18 protein-coding genes, 1 pseudogene and 1 riboswitch are annotated in these 19,700 nt (G+C 70.8%); of the genes and pseudogenes, 7 read left to right on the top strand and 12 right to left on the bottom strand.

Annotation, left to right across the window (positions count from 1 at the left end):
• Nucleotides 1-17: 17 nt before the first annotated feature.
• The 3 genes from J7E86_RS04225 to J7E86_RS04235 form a co-directional block, all read right to left on the bottom strand.
• On the bottom strand, nt 18-536 hold the full coding sequence (locus J7E86_RS04225) for an NUDIX domain-containing protein (protein WP_215079857.1): 519 nt from the start codon (nt 534-536) through the stop codon (nt 18-20).
• Between the two features lie 54 nt (nt 537-590).
• Entirely contained in the window at nt 591-1,487 is an 897-nt protein-coding gene (locus tag J7E86_RS04230) for a LysR family transcriptional regulator (RefSeq protein ID WP_215079859.1), read from the bottom strand.
• Nucleotides 1,488-1,704: 217 nt separating this feature from the next.
• Nucleotides 1,705-2,955, bottom strand: coding sequence for a helix-turn-helix transcriptional regulator (locus J7E86_RS04235; RefSeq protein ID WP_308312461.1), 1,251 nt, complete (start codon nt 2,953-2,955; stop codon nt 1,705-1,707).
• Between the two features lie 71 nt (nt 2,956-3,026).
• Between J7E86_RS04235 and J7E86_RS04240 the strand changes: the two genes are divergently transcribed.
• Entirely contained in the window at nt 3,027-3,446 is a 420-nt protein-coding gene (locus tag J7E86_RS04240; protein WP_215079861.1) for a hypothetical protein, read from the top strand.
• On the opposite strand, the gene J7E86_RS04245 is transcribed toward J7E86_RS04240, so the two are convergent.
• The 3 genes from J7E86_RS04245 to J7E86_RS04255 form a co-directional block, all read right to left on the bottom strand.
• Nucleotides 3,394-4,332 (bottom strand): hypothetical protein, encoded by a 939-nt coding sequence (locus J7E86_RS04245; protein ID WP_215079863.1) that lies wholly within the window; start codon nt 4,330-4,332, stop codon nt 3,394-3,396. The genes J7E86_RS04240 and J7E86_RS04245 overlap by 53 nt on opposite strands.
• Before the next feature lie 136 nt (nt 4,333-4,468).
• Entirely contained in the window at nt 4,469-5,611 is a 1,143-nt protein-coding gene (locus J7E86_RS04250; RefSeq protein ID WP_215079865.1) for a cystathionine gamma-lyase, read from the bottom strand.
• Nucleotides 5,612-5,705: 94 nt separating this feature from the next.
• Nucleotides 5,706-6,086: a phage holin family protein gene (locus tag J7E86_RS04255; protein WP_215079867.1), complete on the bottom strand. Its 381-nt coding sequence runs from the start codon at nt 6,084-6,086 to the stop codon at nt 5,706-5,708.
• An 81-nt stretch (nt 6,087-6,167) separates the two neighbouring features.
• On the opposite strand from J7E86_RS04255, the gene J7E86_RS04260 reads away from it, so the two are divergent.
• From J7E86_RS04260 to J7E86_RS04270, 3 genes are all read left to right on the top strand, one after another.
• Complete coding sequence (locus tag J7E86_RS04260) at nt 6,168-6,485, top strand: cupin domain-containing protein (protein ID WP_215079869.1); 318 nt, start codon at nt 6,168-6,170, stop codon at nt 6,483-6,485.
• Between the two features lie 149 nt (nt 6,486-6,634).
• Nucleotides 6,635-6,856 (top strand): DUF5326 family protein, encoded by a 222-nt coding sequence (locus J7E86_RS04265; protein WP_215079871.1) that lies wholly within the window; start codon nt 6,635-6,637, stop codon nt 6,854-6,856.
• Nucleotides 6,857-7,195: 339 nt separating this feature from the next.
• Nucleotides 7,196-7,642 carry an SsgA family sporulation/cell division regulator gene (locus tag J7E86_RS04270; protein WP_215079873.1) on the top strand — a complete coding sequence of 149 codons (447 nt, stop codon included), beginning with the start codon at nt 7,196-7,198 and terminating at the stop codon, nt 7,640-7,642.
• Nucleotides 7,643-8,204: 562 nt separating this feature from the next.
• Here the strand turns inward: J7E86_RS04270 and J7E86_RS04275 are convergent.
• The 3 genes and pseudogenes from J7E86_RS04275 to J7E86_RS04285 all read right to left on the bottom strand — a co-directional run.
• Nucleotides 8,205-9,085: pseudogene (locus J7E86_RS04275) on the bottom strand (flotillin domain-containing protein); the annotation flags it as partial.
• A gap of 50 nt (nt 9,086-9,135) precedes the next feature.
• Entirely contained in the window at nt 9,136-9,354 is a 219-nt protein-coding gene (locus J7E86_RS04280) for a hypothetical protein (protein WP_215079875.1), read from the bottom strand.
• Between the two features lie 46 nt (nt 9,355-9,400).
• Nucleotides 9,401-10,750: a YibE/F family protein gene (locus tag J7E86_RS04285; RefSeq protein WP_215079877.1), complete on the bottom strand. Its 1,350-nt coding sequence runs from the start codon at nt 10,748-10,750 to the stop codon at nt 9,401-9,403.
• Between the two features lie 62 nt (nt 10,751-10,812).
• Nucleotides 10,813-10,952, top strand: a riboswitch (TPP riboswitch).
• Here J7E86_RS04285 and thiC point away from each other — a divergent pair.
• Complete coding sequence (gene thiC, locus J7E86_RS04290; RefSeq protein WP_215079878.1) at nt 10,946-12,718, top strand: phosphomethylpyrimidine synthase ThiC; 1,773 nt, start codon at nt 10,946-10,948, stop codon at nt 12,716-12,718. Its footprint overlaps the riboswitch before it by 7 nt.
• A 104-nt stretch (nt 12,719-12,822) precedes the next feature.
• Here thiC and J7E86_RS04295 read toward each other — a convergent pair whose 3' ends face one another.
• The 3 genes from J7E86_RS04295 to J7E86_RS04305 form a co-directional block, all read right to left on the bottom strand.
• Nucleotides 12,823-13,704, bottom strand: a complete 882-nt coding sequence (locus tag J7E86_RS04295; RefSeq protein ID WP_308312462.1) for a hypothetical protein — start codon at nt 13,702-13,704, stop codon at nt 12,823-12,825.
• A 189-nt stretch (nt 13,705-13,893) separates the two neighbouring features.
• Entirely contained in the window at nt 13,894-14,991 is a 1,098-nt protein-coding gene (locus J7E86_RS04300) for a metallophosphoesterase (RefSeq protein WP_215079969.1), read from the bottom strand.
• 272 nt (nt 14,992-15,263) lie between these two features.
• Entirely contained in the window at nt 15,264-16,361 is a 1,098-nt protein-coding gene (locus J7E86_RS04305) for a LacI family DNA-binding transcriptional regulator (RefSeq protein ID WP_215079882.1), read from the bottom strand.
• A gap of 377 nt (nt 16,362-16,738) precedes the next feature.
• Between J7E86_RS04305 and hisC the strand changes: the two genes are divergently transcribed.
• Together hisC and J7E86_RS04315 are read left to right on the top strand one after the other, a co-directional pair.
• Nucleotides 16,739-17,818 (top strand): histidinol-phosphate transaminase, encoded by a 1,080-nt coding sequence (gene hisC, locus J7E86_RS04310; protein WP_215079884.1) that lies wholly within the window; start codon nt 16,739-16,741, stop codon nt 17,816-17,818.
• 286 nt (nt 17,819-18,104) lie between these two features.
• Nucleotides 18,105-19,682, top strand: a complete 1,578-nt coding sequence (locus tag J7E86_RS04315) for a cytochrome ubiquinol oxidase subunit I (RefSeq protein ID WP_215079886.1) — start codon at nt 18,105-18,107, stop codon at nt 19,680-19,682.
• Nucleotides 19,683-19,700: the final 18 nt, after the last annotated feature.

Genomic DNA, 19,700 nt, shown 5'->3' on the forward strand with positions numbered 1-19,700 from the left:
GAGGGGAGGAGGGAAGGTCAGCCGAGGTCGTCGGCCAGCAGGGCCCGTACGCCCTCGATGTTCGCGTCGAGATACGCGCGCAGCGACGGCGGCACGAGCTCCACCGAGGCGATGCCCTCCCGCGTGAACGGGATGCGCACCACCTCGTACGTCCCGCAGGGCTCGTCCACCTCGGGCCCGTGGCGGAGCGAGAGGTCCATGGAGTCGAGCCGGCAGACGAAGAAGTGCTGCACTTTCACGCCGTGCGCGGCGTGATGCATGGAGTGGGAGACGGTGTCGACGAAGGCCGGCACGACGTCGATCACTTTCGCTCCGAGCTCCTCGTCGACCTCGCGGTGCAGCGCGGCGACGACGGTGGCGTCCTCGGGCTCCATGCCGCCGCCGGGCGTGATCCAGTACGGAGCCTCGCCGGGCTTCGTCCGCTTGATCACGATCATTTCGAGGGCGGGACGGGGGCCGGCGGCGCCCGCCGCGTCGGGGGCGTTGTCGAGCAGGATGGCACGTGCCGTGCGCTTGACCACTGGACGTTCGGTCATAGGGGACATCTGCCGCGTGGAGCACCCGGCGAAACCCTTCGGTGACCCTCTTTCTCACCAGGACACGGCGGCGCGCAGTAGCCACTCGTGTGCGCGGGCGATGTGCGGGTGCGCGAGCGTTCCCGTCCGTACGACCAGGAAGTATGTGCGCAGTGGCGGCACGGGAGGATCCAGGAGGGCGACCAGCTCCCCGGTGTCGAGCGCGTCGGAGCACAGGTAGCGCGGCAGCACGCCGAGGCCCGCGCCCGCCACGACGCAGGTCAGGACGGCCCGCAGGTCCGGTGTGATCACGCTGCCGGAGGCGATGGGCTTGCTGTCGAAGACGGTCGCCCAGTAGCGGGAGACGAGGGGGAGGCTCTCGTGGACCTCCACCACGGGCAGGTTCTCCAGCGCGCGTACGCCCTTGTCCCGTACAACGGCGGCTCCGCCGAGCCGGGCCGCCCAGCGCGGCGCCGCCACGAGCACGTGCTCCTCGTCGCAGAGCGGGGTCGCGCTGAGCAGCCGGCCGCGGGGGCGCGTTGTGGTGATCGCGAGATCGTGGTGACCCGCCGCGAGCCCCTCGAAGAGCTCCTCCGCGACGCCGTGCGCCGCCCGTACGGTCAGTCCCTGCCCGATCAGCGGTGTCAGCGCGGGCAGTGCGCGCAGGGCCGTGAACTCGGGCGGCCCGGCGAGGTGCAGCGTCCGGTCCTCGTTGCGGTCGTCGAGACCGGCCTCGGTGATCTCCAGGAGCGCGTCGACGTGCGGTGCGATCTTGTGCGCGAGTTCGTCGCCGATGGAGGTGGGGGTGACCCCACGCGCCTGCCGCAGGAAGAGCGGTCGCCCCAGCTGTTTCTCCAGCGTCCGGATCTGGCCGGTGACGGCGGGCTGCGACAGCCCCAGGAGCGCGGCGGCCCGGGTGAACGACCCGGCCCTGTACACCGTGACAAACGTGCGCAACAGGGCCAGATCCATGCTGTCTCCCTGACTCGGCGTCCCCCGGTCGTAGCCGAACTATAAATAAGTCGATAGGGATGTGTCGCCGGCGTGATTGGACACTGACGCAGAGTCAACTAGCCTTGTTCGCGCGGTTCCGGTGCCCATCCTCGGGGCGGAGCAGGGGCCTGAAACCGCGACGGCTCAAAGCCATGAGGGGGGAGGCTTTGAGCCGTCCCCATCCGCCTGGGCGGGGTCAGTCGTGCGCCCGCAGCACCGCGACGAGTTCGCGGCCCTCCGGCGCGCCCCGCCGCAGCAACAGCGCTGCCGCCCGGTGCAGTTCGTTCCACGCGTGCGGGCGGCCGATCGCCGCCGCGTCGGGGACGGCTTCCAGTGCCACCGCGAGAGCTTGGGCCGCCTCCCCCGATCCGGCGAGCGCGTGCGTGAGGCAGGCGCGGTACCAGGTCTTGTCGCGCCGGTAGTCGTCCGGCAGGGCGGCGAGGCCCTTGCCGAGCAGTTCGACGGCCGTCGGCCAGGCGCGCAAGTGGATCTCTGCCATGCCGCGTTGCAGGGAGAACCACGTCTCGTCGTAGAAATACATCCACGGCGGCTCGTCCTCGGGGTGTTCGGCGGCCCGGCCGATGAGGTCCTGGGCCTCGTCCAGCAGGCGGTGGGTATGGTCGGCGTCGCCGGTCAGCGCGTGACCGCGGGCCTCCATCTGCGCGGCCATGCCGCGCACCCCGAGGGAGGCGCCCGGTGTGGACCACCGCGCGGCCTCGGCCAGCTGCACGCACCGCGTGCCGCGCCCGCCGGACCAGGCCATGTGGGCTTTCATGCTGAGCGTGGTGGCGGCCATGTCCGCGTCACCGGCTTCCAGCGCCCACTCGTGGGCGCGGTCGTACCAACCCAGCGCCGCCGCGCTCGCGGCCTGGTCCTGCGCCATCCACGCGAGGAACTGCGCGTGCTCGGCGGCCAGCCGGACCACGCGCCGCGCGAGCTCGCCCCGCGCGCCGGAGTGGAGTTCCACGACGGTGTTCAGCTGCCGCCGCATCACGTCGACCAGCGGCCGCGAGCCGATCACGTCCTCGGCCCGCCGGTGCTCGGCCAGCAGCCGGTCGAGCCAGTCCAGCGTGGCGCTGTCGACCCGCGCGGCGTCGCCGACGGCGCCCGTCACGCGCTCCAGGAGGTCGTGATCCGGCGCGAGCCCCGCGAGTGCCAGGCCGGGGACGGGCACCGCACCGGACCGTTGTCCCACTGCGGCCAGCAGCTCGGAAGGAATGCCGAGGCCGGTGACCACACGCTGCCGCACCTCCACGGAGGTCACCCGTCGGCGGCCCCGCTCGATCGCGGAGACGTCGGGCTGTACGAGCCCGACCAGCTCGCCGAGCTTCGTCTGGCTGACCCCCGTGAGCTGCCGGTACGTGCGGAAGAGCGCGGCCCAGTCCTCACTCGCGACCGCGGCCGCCAGCCCGGGATGAGCCCACAGGGTCACCACTTGATCCCCCACAGGTCGAATATAGGGCGCCCCATAGGGCCTTGGGATGGGCCCGCCGGGCGCCGCCGCGCGAAGGTGCCCGCATGAGCGATCAGCGGCAGGACGAAGCGGAGCGGCAGGACGACATGAAGCAGCCGTGCGAAGCGCAGCCGTGCGAAGTGCGGCCGTACGACGTGATGACGTACCGGGAAGGTGCGTACGTCGTCGACCAGCGGAACGGGGCGCTCGTGCAGGTCATGGGGCTGGTCGGGCCCCGCGTGCAGGTGCGGCGGCCGGGCGGTGGGCGGGAGTGGGAGGTGCCGCCGGGTGCTTTGCGGTTGGCCACCCGGGACGAGTGTGTCGTCGCGGGCGTGCGCATGCCCCGGTGCGACGCGTGCGAGGGGATCAAGGCCGAGCGGCGGGCCGCCGAGGCGTTGGGCGACCGGGAGCGGATGGCCGCCGCCACCGTCCTCATGGGCAGGCATCAGCGGCAAGCGCACCCGTGCCGCCCAGGGCCGTCCTGATCGCGGTCATGCCGCGCCTCGTCGCGGCGACGGCGCCCGAGACGTCATCCATCGCCGCACCGGCGGCGGCCTGGCGGCAGCCCTGGCAGTGGGTTTCTTCCTTCAGCGGGCGGAAAACGCGGCCGCAGTCCCCCTCGCAGGAGCGCAGCGGCCTCGGCGCCGGCGGGGGAGCGGCGAAGGCCGGGATCTCCGGCATCTTGCGGACCAAGCGGTTCCGGAGGAGTGCCACCGCGCAGTGGACGCGGTCGGGGAGCCCGGCGGTCAGTTCCTCGCGCAAGTACTTGGCGGAGGCGCCGCGCAGGAGCCATTCAGCGGCCAGCGGGGCGAGTTGCCCCACGCCGCCGCCGTTGAGCCGCAATCGGCGTTCGGAGTGGGAGATCGAGGCCATCAACCCCGCCGCCCGTTCGATCAGTGGTGGCGGTGCGGCCGTCTCGTACGGCGGAGGGGCTGGGGAGGGAGGGTTGGATCTCTTCTCCACCGTGTTCCTTTGGGAACGGGCGGCGGACCGGCTCTCCGGTCGACCGGCGGCCGGATGCGCGTCCGCCGGTGGCGAGCAGGGCTCGCCGGCTCGTAAGGCGCGGGCCTCGGCGAGCGTCAGCGGTGCGTTGGAGATCATCTGCTCCGTCGCCCAGAGCCCGCCGCGGCCCTGCCGACGCCACTCGTGGAAGTAACCCTCGGCGTTGAGCTGTGCCTTCGCGCGGGTGAGGCCCGTCTTCTTGATGCCCGCCCGCTTCGCCGTCTTCGACAGCGGCTCGTCCGCGCCGGGCGGGAGCGACAACTGCCAGACCAGCAGGCGTACGGCGTCCGACGACAGGCGCGGGTGGCGGATGATGTCGTTGGGGACTTGGGAGAAGAATCGCGCAGGGGCGATAGCATGACGGAACATCGCAGGAGCTCATCCCTTCCTTGGCGGTGTAGACCCCCTTCGCCGGTTGCCGCCAGCGTTGGGGGTCGCTTCGTGTGCAGCACGAAGCGACCGATTAACGGATACCGTACCGTAGTCCGACAGGCCCCTGGCGCCATCAACTCGCTTTGTGGTAAGCCGCGTTCAGTGCCGTCAACACGTCGTTGACCACGTTCTCCGTGTCCTCCACCCCCACCGAGAACCGGATGAAACCTTCCGGCACCGCGTCCCCTCCCCACCGGCCCCGCCGCTCGGCGGCCGACCGTACGCCGCCGAAACTCGTCGCTTCGTCGACAAGGCGCAACGACGACAGGAAGCGTTCGGCGTGCGCGCGGTCCGGCAGGACGAACGAGACCACGCAGCCGAACCGCCCGCCGCGCATCTGCCGCACCGCGACCTCGTGCGCCGGGTCGGCCGGCAGACCGGGGTGGCGCAGGCCCGTGAGCTCGGGGCGGGTGCTCAGGGCCTCCGCCAGGGCGAGGGCCGTGGACGCCTGGCGGTCCACGCGCAGCTGGAGCGTGGCGAGTGAACGGTGCGCCAGCCACGCCTCCATCGGCCCGGGGATGGCCCCGGCGACCTTGCGCCAGGACCGTACGACCGCCGCGAGTCCGGGGTCGGAAGTGGCCACGTAACCCAGGAGTACGTCACCGTGTCCCGTGAGGGCCTTGGTGCCGCTGGCGACCGAGAAGTCGGCGCCCAGTTCCAGGGGGCGCTGGCCGAGCGGCGTGGCCAGGGTGTTGTCGACGGCCACGAGCGCGCCCCGGTGGTGCGCCTCCTCGGCGAGGCGGCGGATGTCGCAGACGTCGAGGCCCGGGTTGGACGGCGACTCGATCCACAGCAGCCGCGCACCGTCCAGCACGGCGAGCTGCGCGTCACCGGCGGTCGGCGCGGTCCGTACGGTCACACCGAACCCTTCGAGGCGCTCACGCAGGGTGGGCAGCAGCTGATAGCCGTCGTCCGGCAGGACCGCGGTGTCGCCGGGGCGCAGGAAGGACAGGAGCACGGCGGAGATCGCGGCCATCCCCGAAGGGAAGACGACGGTCTCGGCGCCGGGCCCGCCGTCGGGGGACTCCAGCTCGCCGAGGGCACGCTCCAGGGCGGTCCAGGTCGGATTGGCCTCGCGGCCGTAGGTGTACGGGCCGGAGACCTCGCCCGGCAGGTGGTAGTGGGCGGCGAAGGCCGGGCCGGGGAGCGCCGGCTCGTTCGCCCGCGGCTCCGGCAGCCCTGCCCGTACGACACGCGTGCCGTCGCCGTCCTTCATGTGAGCTTCCTTCCTCGCGCGGTCCTCGCGGTCCTCGCGATCGTGGTCCTCGCGCGTTCTTCGGCTTCGGTCTTCGGCCTTCGGGGGGCGCTTCTCAGTCCTTCTCGTCCGGCAGGATCACGTGCATCGCCCAGGCCACGATCGCGATGATCACGCCGCCCACCAACGCGTTCCAGAACCCGTCGACGTGGAAGGCCAGGTCGAGCCTGCCCGCGACCCAGGACGTCAGCAACAGCATCAACGCGTTGATCACCAAGGTGATCAGCCCGAGCGTGAGGATGAACAACGGGAACGACAACAGCTTGACGACCGGCTTGACGAGGAAGTTCACCACGCCGAAGACGAGCGCGACGAGCAACAGCGTGAGCACTTTGCGCGCGGTGTTCTCGCCGGACAGGGTGATGCCCTTGAGCAGCCAGATGGCGACCGCCAGGGCCGCCGCGTTGGCGATCGTCTTGACTACGAAATTCTTCATGGTGAGATCGTTGCAGACGGGATCGGCCGACGCGGATCGGCTCAGGAAGGGCGGGCGAGGGTGGACGGGAGTGGACGGGCGATGAAGGCGTTCCGACTGGACGAGCTGGAGGCCGAGCGGGCCGCCAACGACGGCGCGTACCTGCGCTTCCTGCACGAGCGGAACATGTCCGTCGGGCTGTACGCCCTGGACGCCGGCGACTCCGACCCGCAGACCCCGCACGCCCAGGACGAGGTCTACCTCGTGGTGAGCGGGCGCGCGTCGATCACCGTGGGCACGGAGACGACGGAGGTGGCGCGGGGGAGCGTCGTCTACGTACCGGCCGGGGTGACGCACCGCTTCCACCACATCAGCGAGGACCTGAGGGTCCTGGTCGTCTTCTCTCCGCCTGAGAGCTGACCCGCCCCCCTGGGTACCCGTAGGGGGACGCTCAGGGGAGGACGGGGGCTGTGAGGCCCCCGCGAGCCCGTCCGCCCGTCCTAGCATCGAGAACAAGGCCGGAGCAGTCACGCTCCGGGACCACGAAAGCGAAAGCAGGGACGAACGACATGGCTGAGAAGGGGATTTTCGAAGGACTCCCGTGGTGGGTGAAGTGGATCGCCGTGCCGGTCCTCGTCCTCGCGGTCTTCGGCGGGCTGATCATGAGCGTGCTCGGCTTCGTCGTCACGCTGATCTTCAAGGCGCTGTTGCTGGTCGCGCTCATCGGCGGGCTGATCTTCGTCGTCAAGAAGTTCACGTCGTCGTCCTCGTCGTCGAAGGGCGACTGGTAGACCGTCTCCGGCCCGGCGGCCGCTTCGGCCGAGGGGTCCAACCGATGTACGGAGGACAGCCGTACGTCACCCAGCGCGACGCCAGCACAGCCTTACTGACCTACGCCCGGGGTCGATGTTGACGGCTTATGGCGATTTCTCTGCCTTGAATCCCGCGGAACGACTCCGCCCCGTAGTCGAGTCGCTACGCTCCAGAGTCATAGAGCTCGTAAGCTCACTCTCGATCTCTATTGGTATCTGAAAAATCACTCCCCGTGATCCACAGATGCTGTCGCACGACAGCGTATATGGGCATAGGGAGCCAATCCCGGCTACAACGACGAATCGGGGCATTGGGCGATGCGTGAAACGGTTCAGGCAGAAGTGATCATGACCTTCCTCGTCTCCGAGGAGCTGTCCTTCCGGATTCCGGTGGGGCTGGACTACGACAGCAGCGACCCCTACGCGGTGAAGTTCACCTTCCACCTGCCCGGGGACGCCCCGGTGACCTGGGCGTTCGCGCGCGAGTTGCTGCTGGACGGGCTCAGCCAGCCGTCCGGCGAGGGAGATGTGCATATCTCCCCCGCCTCCACGGAGCACCTCTCGGACGTGTTCATCCGGCTGCAAGTGGGTGCCGAAGGGGCCCTGTTCCGGGCCGGGGCGGCGCCACTGGTCGCCTTCCTCGACCGCACCGACCGGATCGCCCCGCTCGGCGAGGAGCGCTCGGTCGCGGACTTCGAGTACGACCTCGCCGCGGCGCTGGACAACATCCTCGCGGGCAACCCGGAGGGTCAGAACGCGGGTTAGCGGTGTCCCCTCCCGGAGGGGTGCGCACGGGGTGCACTGGCCGTGCGGGGTGCACTGGTCGTGCGGGACGCACTGGTCGTGCAGGACCTGCCTGCCGGACCTGCCGGACCTGCCGGACGTGGCGGAATGTGCCGGAACGGGCTGGCCCACGGGTGCCGGCGTGTCGCCGGCGGGCTTGCCGTTGCCGCTTCCGTCGCCGGACGCGGGTTCCGTCGCCGGACGCGGACACCGGATGCGGTCACCGGACGCGGGCGTGGTTGGCGTTCCCGTCGCCGGGAGGCCGGACGTGGACACGGGACGTCGTGCCCGTCGCCGGAGAGCCAGTCGCCGTCCCACTGCCGGGGAGCCGGCCGCCGTTCCTGGTCGCCGTCGCCGTTCCTGGACGCCCTCGTCGTGCCGGGCGCTGTCTCCGTTCCCGTTGTCGTTCCCGGGCGCTGTCCCCGTTCTCGCCGTCGTTGCCGAGCAGCGTCCCCGTTCCCGGCCACCGCCCCCGCTTCTCTCTACGTTCCCCGGCGCCGCCCCGACCGTTCCCTGCCGGCGGCAGAGCCACCCGGGCCGGCTGCTACCCGCGCACCTTGAGGTCGCTCGCTCGCGTCCCTCCCGTCGCCGTCGCCGCTTCCTCTGCCGGCCTTTCCGACCCCTCCGACCCTGACTCCCCTGTCGTCCCCGTCGTCCCTGTCGACTTCGATGTCCCCGCGCCGTTCGCCGGGCTCATGCCCGCGAGCAGTTGCCGGGCCAGTCCCAGGCCCGTACCGCCCATCGTCAGTGCCTTCGCGAACAGGTCGGACATGCCGTCCGCGCCGTTCAGCAGCACCATGTGGTCGACGTTCCCGAACGCCTCCGCTCCGGCCCGTACGATCTCCGGCCAGTTTTCGGCCAGTTGTTGCGCCACCACCGCTTCCTGGTTCTCGGCCAGGGCCATCGCCCTGGCCTTGATCGCCTCCGCCTCGGCCAGTCCCTGCGCCTTCGCCGCCTCGGCCTCACCCGTCGCACGCGTCGCCGCCGCGTCGGCCGCACCACGCGCCTTCGTGGCCTCGGCCTCCGCGCCCGCCTCGGTCGTCACCCGCGTCGCCTCCGCGGCCGCCGCGAGCTCCGTCTCCCTGGCCTGCGCCTGGGCGGCGGAGATACGGGCGTCGCGCTCCGCTTCCGCCGGCGTCCGCGTCTCGTACGCGGCCGCGTACGCCGGCTTCCGTACGTCGGCCTGGAGCTGCTGCTCACGCCGGTGCGCCGCGAGCTCGGCCACCCGCGTCTCCTGGACCACGACCTCCTGCTGGGCCGCCGCCTCGGCCAGCGGTCCGGCCTGCCGGGCCTTGGCGGCCGCGCTGTCCCGCTCGGCCTGGTAGCCGGCCTGGAGGATCTCGCTGTCGCGGGTCGCCTCCGACATCCGCGCCGCCGCCTGCTGCTCGGCCTCGGTGGCGAGCCGTCCGCCTCGGCCTGGGCGCGTTTTCTTGGCGGATCACGGGGGCGGGCATGGTGGGCGATGGTGGAGCGCCTCAGCCGTACGCGGCCGCCACGTAGACGGTGCGGGGCGGCTGGTATTCCACGATCACCACCACCGTGCCCCGCTCTATTCGCTCGCCCGGCACCACCGCGTACGCGAGGAACGCCTCGGCGCCGCCCCGGACCCGCACCATCACCTCGCCGACCAGCCCCGGGCCGACGGCGCCCGTCACCCTGCCCTGCTCACCGACCACCGATTCCCCCCGGTTCATCGATCCCCCCGTGATCGTTCGCCGATCGCCCTGCCGCCCCCGCCGATTACCTCGCCCGGCGGCGCTTGCCGCCCCGCGCGCCGCCGCCGCGAACCCCCCGGCCCCGACGGTCCTTCCCCGTACTCGCATTGTGCCGGTCGGCACTGACAACGAGCGCCGCCAGCGCGGTCGTCACCGGGACCGAGGCGACCAACCCGATGCTGCCGACGAGCGTCCGGACGATCTCCTCCGCGACGAGCTCGCTCGTCGCGACCGTCCCCATCCCGCTGTCGGCGATGGAGAAGAGCAGCAGCAGCGGCAGGGACGCGCCCGCGTAGGCCAGTACCAGCGTGTTCACCACCGAGGCGATGTGGTCCCGGCCGATGCGCATCGCCGCCCCGTACAGCTTCCGCCAACTCGCCGCCGGGTCGGCCTCCTTCAGCTCCCAGACCGCGGAGGTCTGCGTCACGGTGACGTCGTCGAGCACGCCCAGCGAGCCGATGATGATGCCGGCGAGCAGCAGGCCCCGGATCTCGATCTCGGGGTACAGGCCGTGCACCAGGCCGGTCTGGTCGTCGGTGTCGCCGGTCAGGTGTGCCCACGAGGTGAAGAGGGTGCCGAGCGCGCCGATGACGACCAGGGAGGTGAGGGTGCCGACCACCGCCACCGATGTACGGGCGTTGAGTCCGTGGCACATGTAGAGCGCGATCAGCATGATCGCGCTGCCGCCGACCACGGCCACCAGCAGCGGGTCCGAACCGTGGAGGATGGCCGGGAGGATGAACAGCGTCAGCACCCCGAAGCTGATCACCAGCGCGATCAGCGCGAAGAGGCCGCGCAGTCGGCCGACGACCACGACGGCCAGGGCGAACAGCCCGGCGAGGACCGCCATGGGCAGGGTGCGGTCGACGTCCGTGACCGAGTACTGGAGGTTCTTCGGCGCCTTGGGCGCGTAGGCGAGGACGACCTCCTGGCCCACCGAGTAGCGGCGTGAGGCGTTCGGCTGCACGGTCTCGATGAAGGTGCGGCCCTTGTCGGGGCCCGACGTCACCTCGATCTCGGTCTTCTCGCAGGGCCCCTGCGGCCGGGCCGGGGCGCCGGGCTCCGCGGGTTGCGGCTGCTGCGGCTGGGCGCCGGCCCTGGCGCAGTCCTGCTCCTCGATCTTCACCACGCGCCCCGAGCGGGTCTGCTGGTCGAGGCCGAGGCCGGAGTGCTGGTGCGGGGGCGGCCCGCCGGGCCACAGGACGACCAGGCCCGCGAGCACCGCGACGGCGAAGGGGATGAGGACGGCGGCGATCACCTTCCGCAGGTGCGCGGAGACGGGCGAGGGCGGGCCGTGGCTGTGCGCGTGGCTGTGGCCATGACTGTGCGGGTGGGCCGAGTGCTGGGGGCCGTGCTGAGGATCCGTGGGGGTCACGCCCGCATCATCGCAAGCCCCTCTGGCCCTCCGGACGGGGGAACCGCTAGCGTTGTGTCCACCTTTGCAATCGCGGGAGCTCGGAGCACCGGGCTGAGAGGGCGCTGACCTCCGTACGGATCGTACGTACGGAAGCCGCTGCGTCGACCGCCGAACCTGTTACCGGGTAATGCCGGCGTAGGGAGTTCTGGTCTCATGACCTCGCAGGATGCACGCACGTCCGAAACCGGTCAGCCGATCGGCTGGCACAAGGACTACGTGACCGGCTCGCGGCCGGACCTCAGGGTCCCGGTCCGGCGGGTGCATCTCACCAACGGGCAGGACGTACGGCTGTACGACACCTCCGGCCCATACACCGACCCGGCCGTCGACACCGACGTCCGGCGCGGCCTCCAGCCGTTGCGGGAAAACTGGATCATCGGCCGCGGCGACACCGAGGAGTACGCCGGGCGGCCGTTGCGCCCTGAGGACGACGGCCTCAAGCACACCTCTCCGCGCGGGGGCCTGAGGAACCTCGACGCGGTCTTCCCGGGCCGCCCGCGCCTGCCCCGCCGGGGCCGCGACGGCGCCGTGACCCAGCTCGCGTACGCCCGCCGCGGTGAGATCACCGAGGAGATGGAGTACGTGGCGCTGCGGGAGAACGTTTCTCCCGAGGTCGTCCGCGAGGAGATCGCGGCCGGCCGGGCGGTGCTCCCGGCGAATGTGAACCACCCGGAGATCGAGCCGATGATCATCGGCAAGAGGTTCCTGGTCAAGGTCAACGCCAACATCGGCAACTCCGCCGTCACGTCCTCCATCGAGGAGGAGGTCGAGAAGATGACCTGGGCGACCCGCTGGGGCGCCGACACGGTCATGGACCTGTCCACCGGCCGCAACATCCACACCACCCGCGAGTGGGTGCTGCGCAACTCCCCCGTGCCCATCGGCACCGTGCCGCTCTACCAGGCCCTGGAGAAGGTCGACGGCAAGGCCGAGGAGCTGACCTGGGAGATCTACAAGGACACGGTCATCGAGCAGGCCGAGCAGGGCGTGGACTACATGACCGTCCACGCGGGCGTGCTGCTGCGCTACGTCCCGCTGACCGCCCGCCGCAAGACCGGCATCGTCTCGCGCGGTGGTTCGATCATGGCCGCGTGGTGCCTCGCTCACCACAAGGAGTCGTTCCTCTACGAGAACTTCGAGGAGCTCTGCGAGATCCTCGCCTCCTACGACGTCACGTACTCCCTCGGCGACGGTCTGCGCCCCGGCTCGATCGCGGACGCCAACGACGAGGCGCAGTTCGCCGAGCTCAAGACGCTGGGCGAGCTGAACACGATCGCCAAGCGGCACAACGTCCAGACGATGATCGAGGGCCCGGGCCATGTCCCGATGCACAAGATCAAGGAGAACATCGACCTCCAGCAGGAGATCTGCGAGGAGGCGCCGTTCTACACGCTCGGCCCGCTGACGACCGATGTGGCGCCCGCCTACGACCACATCACCTCGGGGATCGGCGCGGCGATGATCGCCTGGTGGGGCACCGCGATGCTCTGCTACGTCACGCCGAAGGAGCACCTGGGTCTGCCGGACCGCGACGACGTCAAGACCGGCGTGATCACGTACAAGATCGCCGCGCACGCCGCGGACCTCGCCAAGGGGCACGAGGGCGCGCAGGAGTGGGACGACGCGCTGTCGGACGCGCGGTTCGAGTTCCGCTGGGAGGACCAGTTCAACCTGGCGCTCGACCCGGACACGGCGCGGGCGTTCCACGACGAGACGCTGCCGGCGGAGCCCGCGAAGACGGCGCACTTCTGCTCGATGTGCGGGCCGAAGTTCTGCAGCATGAAAATTAGCAGAAGCATCACAGAGCAGTTCGCCCCTGACCTGGTCGCTTCGGCCAGCGACGAGGAGGTGAAGGCCGGGATGCTCCAGAAGTCGCAGGAGTTCGCGGCGGCGGGCAACCGGGTCTACCTGCCGCTGGCGGAATAGGCCGATCGCGGAGTAGGCCGATCGCGGAGTAACCGGAGCACCGCTTCAGGAGAGGCCCCGGCCGGTGCCGGGGCCTCATGCGGTGTCCGGCCGGGCGGCCCGGGTCAGTCCGGGCGGTGGTCGGGGCCGCCGTAGTCGGGGCTCGTGAAGTCCGGGCTGGTGTAGCTCGGGCGGGTGCTGGGGGAGGACTCGCTGTCGGGGCTGGAGAAGCCCGGGCGGGAGTACCCCAGCTGAGGGGTACGGCTCGGGGCATCGGGTCGTCTCGGCACGAACGAGGGCCGCGGCTCGGCCGGGGCGTCGGCGAGCGCCTCGCGGAGGAAGGGCAGCACACCGCGGTGCAGCAGCGCCTGCCGCCACGCCTCCCGGGCCCGCTCGGTCTCCTCGCTCAGACCCACCCCTCGCGCATCGCTCCCCTCGCCGACGCCGTTGCGCAGGGCGGTCAGCACCATGCCGACCATGGCCACGAACGCACCGGCGGCGGTCAGACCGGCGAACCACCAGCCGATGGTGACCATCGGATCGGCGACGTCCGGGTCCGTCTCCAGCGTGCGCAGCGCGTATCCGACGGTGAGGAAGAGCAGGGCGGCGACCCCGGCGAGCACCGGTGCGAGCACGGCGAGGACCGCGCCCGCGCCGGCGCCCGCGGAATCCTCGGGCCCGTCGTCGGCGGTGGCTGGTTCGGCCGTGTTCTCGGGGGCGCCTTCGTTACTCTGCGCGCCCCCGGCGCTCACGGGCTGGGAGCGCGCGGCGGCGGAGAGCGCGCGCAGAGCACCGCGCGCCCTTACGTAGTTCTGGTATTCGGTGCCGGCGCATGACGAGATGGCGGTCGTGGCGTTCAGCGCCATAGTGCGCAACTGTTCTGTATTGAGCCGCTGTCCTATCGCGGCGGCCAGTTCCGGGTCATGGTCCGCGGTACGCAACGCCTGGTCGAGAACCCGCTCGAATTCCGGGCGGTCCTCGGCCAGCAGGTGCGGAGCGCTGTTCATGTGCATCCCCCGATGCTCCGTAGGGCCTTCTTGCCGGCTTGCACCGGGCAGTGGGCGGAAACGGAGGAGAGCCTGCTACGGATAAGCCCGATGGTAGAGCCGTACCGGCGTGAGGTGACAGCGTGTTTCGCGAATTACCCCCGCGGCGGTGGAACTCCGTACCTGCCCGGACGCCTACCCACTGAACCCTCAGCCACCCAGCGGAAGTTGTACCACCAGCAGTTTTCCGGCCATGGTGACCCCTCCGTCCATGGCGAGGGCGAGCCCGTCGGCGTACAGATGCGGGCCGTCGACGACCGGCGTGCCGCCCTCCTCACCGTCCGCGTCCTCGGTGCCCACCTCGCCGAGCAGGTAGGGGATCGGGCTGTGCCCGTGCACCAGGCGACCGCCGCCGTAGGTCTCCAGCAGCTCCCGGGCGGCGAGCGAGCCGGCCTCGTCGCGGAAGGCGAAGCGCTTGGTGAACTTGCGGAACAGGTCCCAGACCTCGTCGGGGTCGTTGCGCTGGAGGGCCTCGGTGACGGCGTCGTTGACGTCCTCGATGGAGTCGCCGAAATCGAGGTAGGCGGTGGTGTCGGAGTGCACCAGCAGGTGGCCGTCCTCCTGCGCCATCGCGTCGAGCCGCGACATCCACTGCAGATGGTGGTCCTGGAGGCGCTCCATGTCGGTGCGCTGGCCGCCGTTGAGCAGCCAGGCGGCCTGGAAGGAGGCGGTGCCGGCACCGGAGTTGACCGGCGTGTCGGCGAACCGCTTGGCGCCGATGAGCAGCAGCTCGTGGTTGCCCATGAGGGCCTTGCAGTAGCCGCCGGCGGCCGCGGCCTCGGCGGACAGCCGCATGACCAGGTCGATCACGCCCACGCCGTCCGGACCGCGGTCGGTGAAGTCCCCGAGGAACCACAGGCGGGTGTTGCCCGCGCACCAGCTGCCGTTCGCGTCGATGAGCCCCTGGGCGGCGAGTGCCGCGAGCAGCTCGTCCAGATAGCCGTGGACGTCGCCGACGACGTAGAGCGGGCCGGGGCCGGGCGGCGGCGCCGGGGAGCGGTGCTCGGGCAGGGGCGTCAGGGCGACCGTCGGGATGTCGTCCGGGACGGCCTGGCCGATGACCGGCAGGTCGCGCGCGGTGGGCGTATAGCCCTCCGGAGCGTCCATGGGCGGCTGAACGGGAGGCGCCGACTGCGCGTACGGAGGCATGGGCGGAGGAGCGGCGTACCCGGGGAAGGGCGGGGTCGCCGCCGTGTGCCGTGCCGCGGGTCCTTGACCGGCCCCCTGAGTCATCGACCCCTCCACCATCGCGCCGCCCTGCACCTTGTGGACCTTGCCTGGTCGACGGTGGTCCACGGTGTCGTGCGCCCATCATAGGAATGACCGTCGCGGCTTGTGACGCACCAGGGGCCGTGAATCGGGGCGGGCGGGCGCGCGCGACAGCTATATCTCCCCAATTGAGTCATTCGCCCCCTGCTGCTCGCGCCCCGTGCGCCCTCCCTCCGGCCGGGTGAAGTCGTGGCGGTGGGGAACGGCACGTTGACCCGGGGCGGAGCCGGGCGTCCGTTTCCTCGGTGTCCTCAGCCCGTCGGGCCCCGGGGCGGGCTGACCGTGGTGCGGGGCTGACGACGCTGCGAGGAGGTCCGGACGATGAGTTCGGTCGGTATGACCTGCTCGACGGGGCGCCCGGTGTCGAGCCCCTCGATGGCGTCGATGAGGAGCTGGACGACCGCGGTGCCGATGCGCCGCGGTTTGAGGGAGAGGGTCGTGACGGGCGGCTCGGTGGTCGCGTAGACCGTGGACTCGCTGCAGCACACGAGCAGCAGGTCGTCCGGCACCCGCAGGCCGTAGCGGCGGGCCGCGGCGAGCAGATCCGTGCCGTTGGGGTCGAAGAGCCCGTACACGGCGTCGGGCCGGTCGGGCCGGGCGAGCAGCCGGTCGGCGGCCACGGCGCCCGCGCAGGGGTCGTGGGCCGGGTACTTCTCGTAGACCGGTTCCTGCCCCACCCGCTCGCACCACCGCAGGTAGGCGTGGGTGGAGAGCCGGGTGTACGTGTCGGTGGTGTTGCCGGTGAGCAGGCCGATGCGTCGGGCGCCGGCCGCGGCGAGGTGGTCGAGGATGCCGAGCACGGCGGCCTCGTGGTCGTTGTCCACCCAGGCGGTCACCGGCAGGGTGCCGGCAGGGCGGCCGTCGGAGACGACCGGGATGCCCTGGCGGACCAGGTCGGAGACGACCGGGTCGTGATCGGAGGGGTCGACGACGACGGTGCCGTCGAGGGCGACGTTGGACCACACGTCGTGACGTGAGGTGGCGGGCAGGATGACGAGGGCGTAGCCCCGGGCCAGCGCGGCCGACGTGGCGGCCCTGGCCATCTCGGCGAAGTAGGCGAATTCGGTGAAGGTGAAAGGTTCATCCCCGTACGTGGTCACGGTCAGGCCGATGAGGCCGGACTTGCCCGTGCGGAGCGTGCGGGCCGCGGCCGACGGGCGGTAACCCAGTCGGTCGGCGACCTCGCGGACATGGCGGCGGGTCGCGTCCGGTAGCCGGCCCTTGCCGTTGAGCGCGTCGGAGACGGTCGTGATCGAAACCCCGGCGGCGGCGGCCACGTCCCGGATGCCCGCCCGTCCCAGCCGGCGGCCGGTCGACCGGCTCACCTGGTGCTTCCCTGCTGCTGTCATGGCGAGCCGATAGTAGGGCTCGGGTGGTCCGATGGCGGGGGGCCACATTTGGCTGTTGACAGGCACGTTTCTGCATGCGCAATTCCACCCAATGACCATGGAATCAAAGCGACTTGCTGGGGTTGACGGTTAAGTGTGGGTCTCTGGCATATCCACCCGTCGTGAATGGTCCAGGTCTCGAACAGGTCTCAACTCACCTTCATGGGGGATGCGCGCCACGGCGCCCGCCACCGGCGCGCGCCATCCGAAAGAGCGCTCCCCCCGCTCTGGACGCCGCCCGGGGCAATCCTCTTAAGGTGTGCAGTATTCATGTCCGCTATTTCGTTGCGGTGTGTCCGTGCGGTCCTGAGCGCACGGGATGTCGAGGAGGACCTGCGGTGACCGAGAAGACCCCGAAGCTGCGCCCCGCCCTGGAAGGCGTGCCGTCCTACAAGCCGGGCAAGCCGGCCGCCGCCGGGAGCCCCGTGGCGTACAAGCTGTCCTCCAACGAGAACCCCTATCCGCCGCTGCCGGGCGTGTTGGAGAAGGCGGTCACGGCGGCCGGCTCCATCAACCGTTACCCGGACATGGCGTGCACCGGCCTGATGACGGAGCTGGCGGAGCGTTTCTCCGTGCCCGTCTCGCACCTCGCCACCGGCACCGGCTCGGTGGGCGTGGCGCAGCAGTTGGTCCAGGCCACCTCGGGCCCCGGCGACGAGGTGATCTACGCCTGGCGCTCCTTCGAGGCGTACCCGATCATCACCCAGGTCTCCGGCGCGACGCCGGTGCAGGTCCCGCTGACGGCGGACGAGGTCCACGACCTGGACGCGATGCTGGCGGCGATCACCGAGCGGACCCGGCTGATCTTCGTCTGCAACCCCAACAACCCCACGGGCACCGTGGTGCGCCGGGCGGAGCTGGAGTCCTTCCTGGACCGGGTGCCCTCCGACGTGCTGGTGGTGCTCGATGAGGCGTACATCGAGTTCGTCCGGGACGCCGAGGTGCCCGACGGGCTGGACCTCTACCGCGACCGGCCGAACGTCTGTGTGCTGCGCACCTTCTCCAAGGCGTACGGGCTGGCCGGGCTGCGCGTCGGCTTCGCCGTGGCCCATGAGCCGGTCGCGGCGGCGCTGCGCAAGACCGCCGTGCCCTTCGGTGTCAGCCACATCGCCCAGGAGGCGGCGGTGGCCTCGCTGCGCAGCGAGGACGCGCTGCGGGAGCGGGTGGCGGCGCTGGTGGAGGAGCGGGCGCGAGTGGTCGAGGCGCTGACCGGCCAGGGCTGGACGGTGCCGGAGACGCAGGCCAACTTCGTCTGGCTGCGGCTGGGGGAGCGGACGGCCGACTTCGCGGCGGCGTGCGAGCGCGCGGGCGTGGTCGTACGGCCGTTCCCGGGCGAGGGCATCCGCGCCACGATCGGCGAGACGGCGGGCAACGACCTCTTCCTGCAGGTGGCGGAGGCGTTCCGCAAGGAGATGTGACGCTTCGGGCCCCATCGCGCCCAGGACGCCGTGCACCCCCGCCGGGGGCGCACGGCGTTCGTGCGTCCGCGGCCCCACGTCTACGTCCCGGGGCGGCTCGCGGCCGATCCGCTAGGGCCGAAGGGGGTACCCCCGTGGACTTGTCCGAAAGGGTGTGCGCCATAATGGCTTGTGAATGTGAACGCGTTCACAAGCGCTCCTTTATGCCCCGCTTTACCTGGGGCATACACGGGCAAAGCTCCGGTGGCCTGTGCCGCCGGTGACGCGAGAGGCAAGGAGAGACCGAGTGAATCTGGCTTTGGCTCCGGAGACGCTGGCCCGCTGGCAGTTCGGCATCACCACCGTCTACCACTTTCTCTTCGTCCCCCTCACGATCAGCCTCGCGGCGATCACGGCCGGCCTGGAGACCGCCTGGGTCCGCACCGGCAAGGACAAGTACTTCCACGCGACCAAGTTCTGGGGAAAGCTCTTCCTCATCAACATCGCGATGGGCGTGGTCACCGGCATCGTGCAGGAGTTCCAGTTCGGTATGAACTGGTCGGACTACTCCCGGTTCGTCGGTGACGTGTTCGGGGCCCCGCTCGCGATGGAGGCCCTGCTGGCCTTCTTCTTCGAGTCGACCTTCATCGGCCTGTGGATCTTCGGCTGGGACAAGCTCCCCAAGAAGATCCACTGCGCGTGCATCTGGATCGTCTCCGTGGGCACCGTGCTCTCCTCGTACTTCATCCTGGCCGCGAACTCCTGGATGCAGCACCCGGTCGGCTACGCCATCGACCAGGCGACCGGCAAGGCCCGGCTCACCGACATCTGGGCCGTCATGACCCAGAACACCACGCTCGTCGTCGTCTTCCACACCCTCACCGCGGCCTTCCTCACCGGTGGCGCGTTCATCGTGGGCATCGCCTCCTTCCACCTCTGGCGCGCCAAGCGCAAGCAACTGCGCGGCGAGGAGCTGGACGAGAAGCGGCGCACGCAGATCGGCGCGATGCGCACCTCGCTCCGCGTCGGCCTGGTCGTCGCCGTCGTCGCCGGCCTGGGCACCGCCATCAGCGGCGACAGCCTCGGCAAGGTGATGTTCGAGCAGCAGCCCATGAAGATGGCCGCCGCTGAGGCGCTCTGGGAGACCAAGGCGCCGGCGCCCTTCTCGGTCTTCGCCGTCGGCGACGTCTCCAAGGGCCACAACAGCGTGGAGATAGAGGTCCCCGGCGTCCTTTCCTTCCTCGCCCACAGCAACTTCACCGAGGCCGTCCCCGGCATCAACGACGTCGCGGCGCGCGAGGCCGCGCAGTACGGCGGCGAGCCGGAGGACTACATCCCCAGCATCTTCATGACCTTCTGGGGCTTCCGGCTCATGATCGGCTTCGGGATGACGTCCTTCGTCGCCGCGCTCATCGGGCTGTGGACCACCCGCAAGAAGTTCTGGCTCGCCCCGGCCTTCCGCACCGGTGATCACGAGGTGCCGCGGCTGATGCTGACGCGCACCCGCGAGATGAGCCCCTTCTTCACCGCCTGGTCCTGGCGGATCGGCGTCCTCACCATGGGCTTCCCGCTGATAGCCAACTCCTTCGGCTGGATCTTCACCGAGATGGGCCGCCAGCCCTGGGCCGTCTACGGGCTGATGAAGACCGGCAGCGCGGTGTCGCCCGGCGTCGGCCAGGCCGAGGTCCTCACCTCCATGGGCGTCTTCACCCTCCTCTACGGGGTGCTCGCCGTGGTCGAGGTCAAGCTGCTGGTGAAGTACGCCAAGGCCGGGCCGGACACCGACGAGAAGCCGCCCGCGAAGGACCCGAGGCTGCGGCTGCCCAAGGGCGGTGCCGGTGAGCACCCCGAGGACGCCGACAAGCCGCTGACCTTCGCGTACTGACGCGGCGGAACGGAGAGA

This window comes from Streptomyces sp. ISL-11 (assembly GCF_018614525.1).
In the GTDB taxonomy this organism is placed as follows: domain Bacteria; phylum Actinomycetota; class Actinomycetes; order Streptomycetales; family Streptomycetaceae; genus Streptomyces.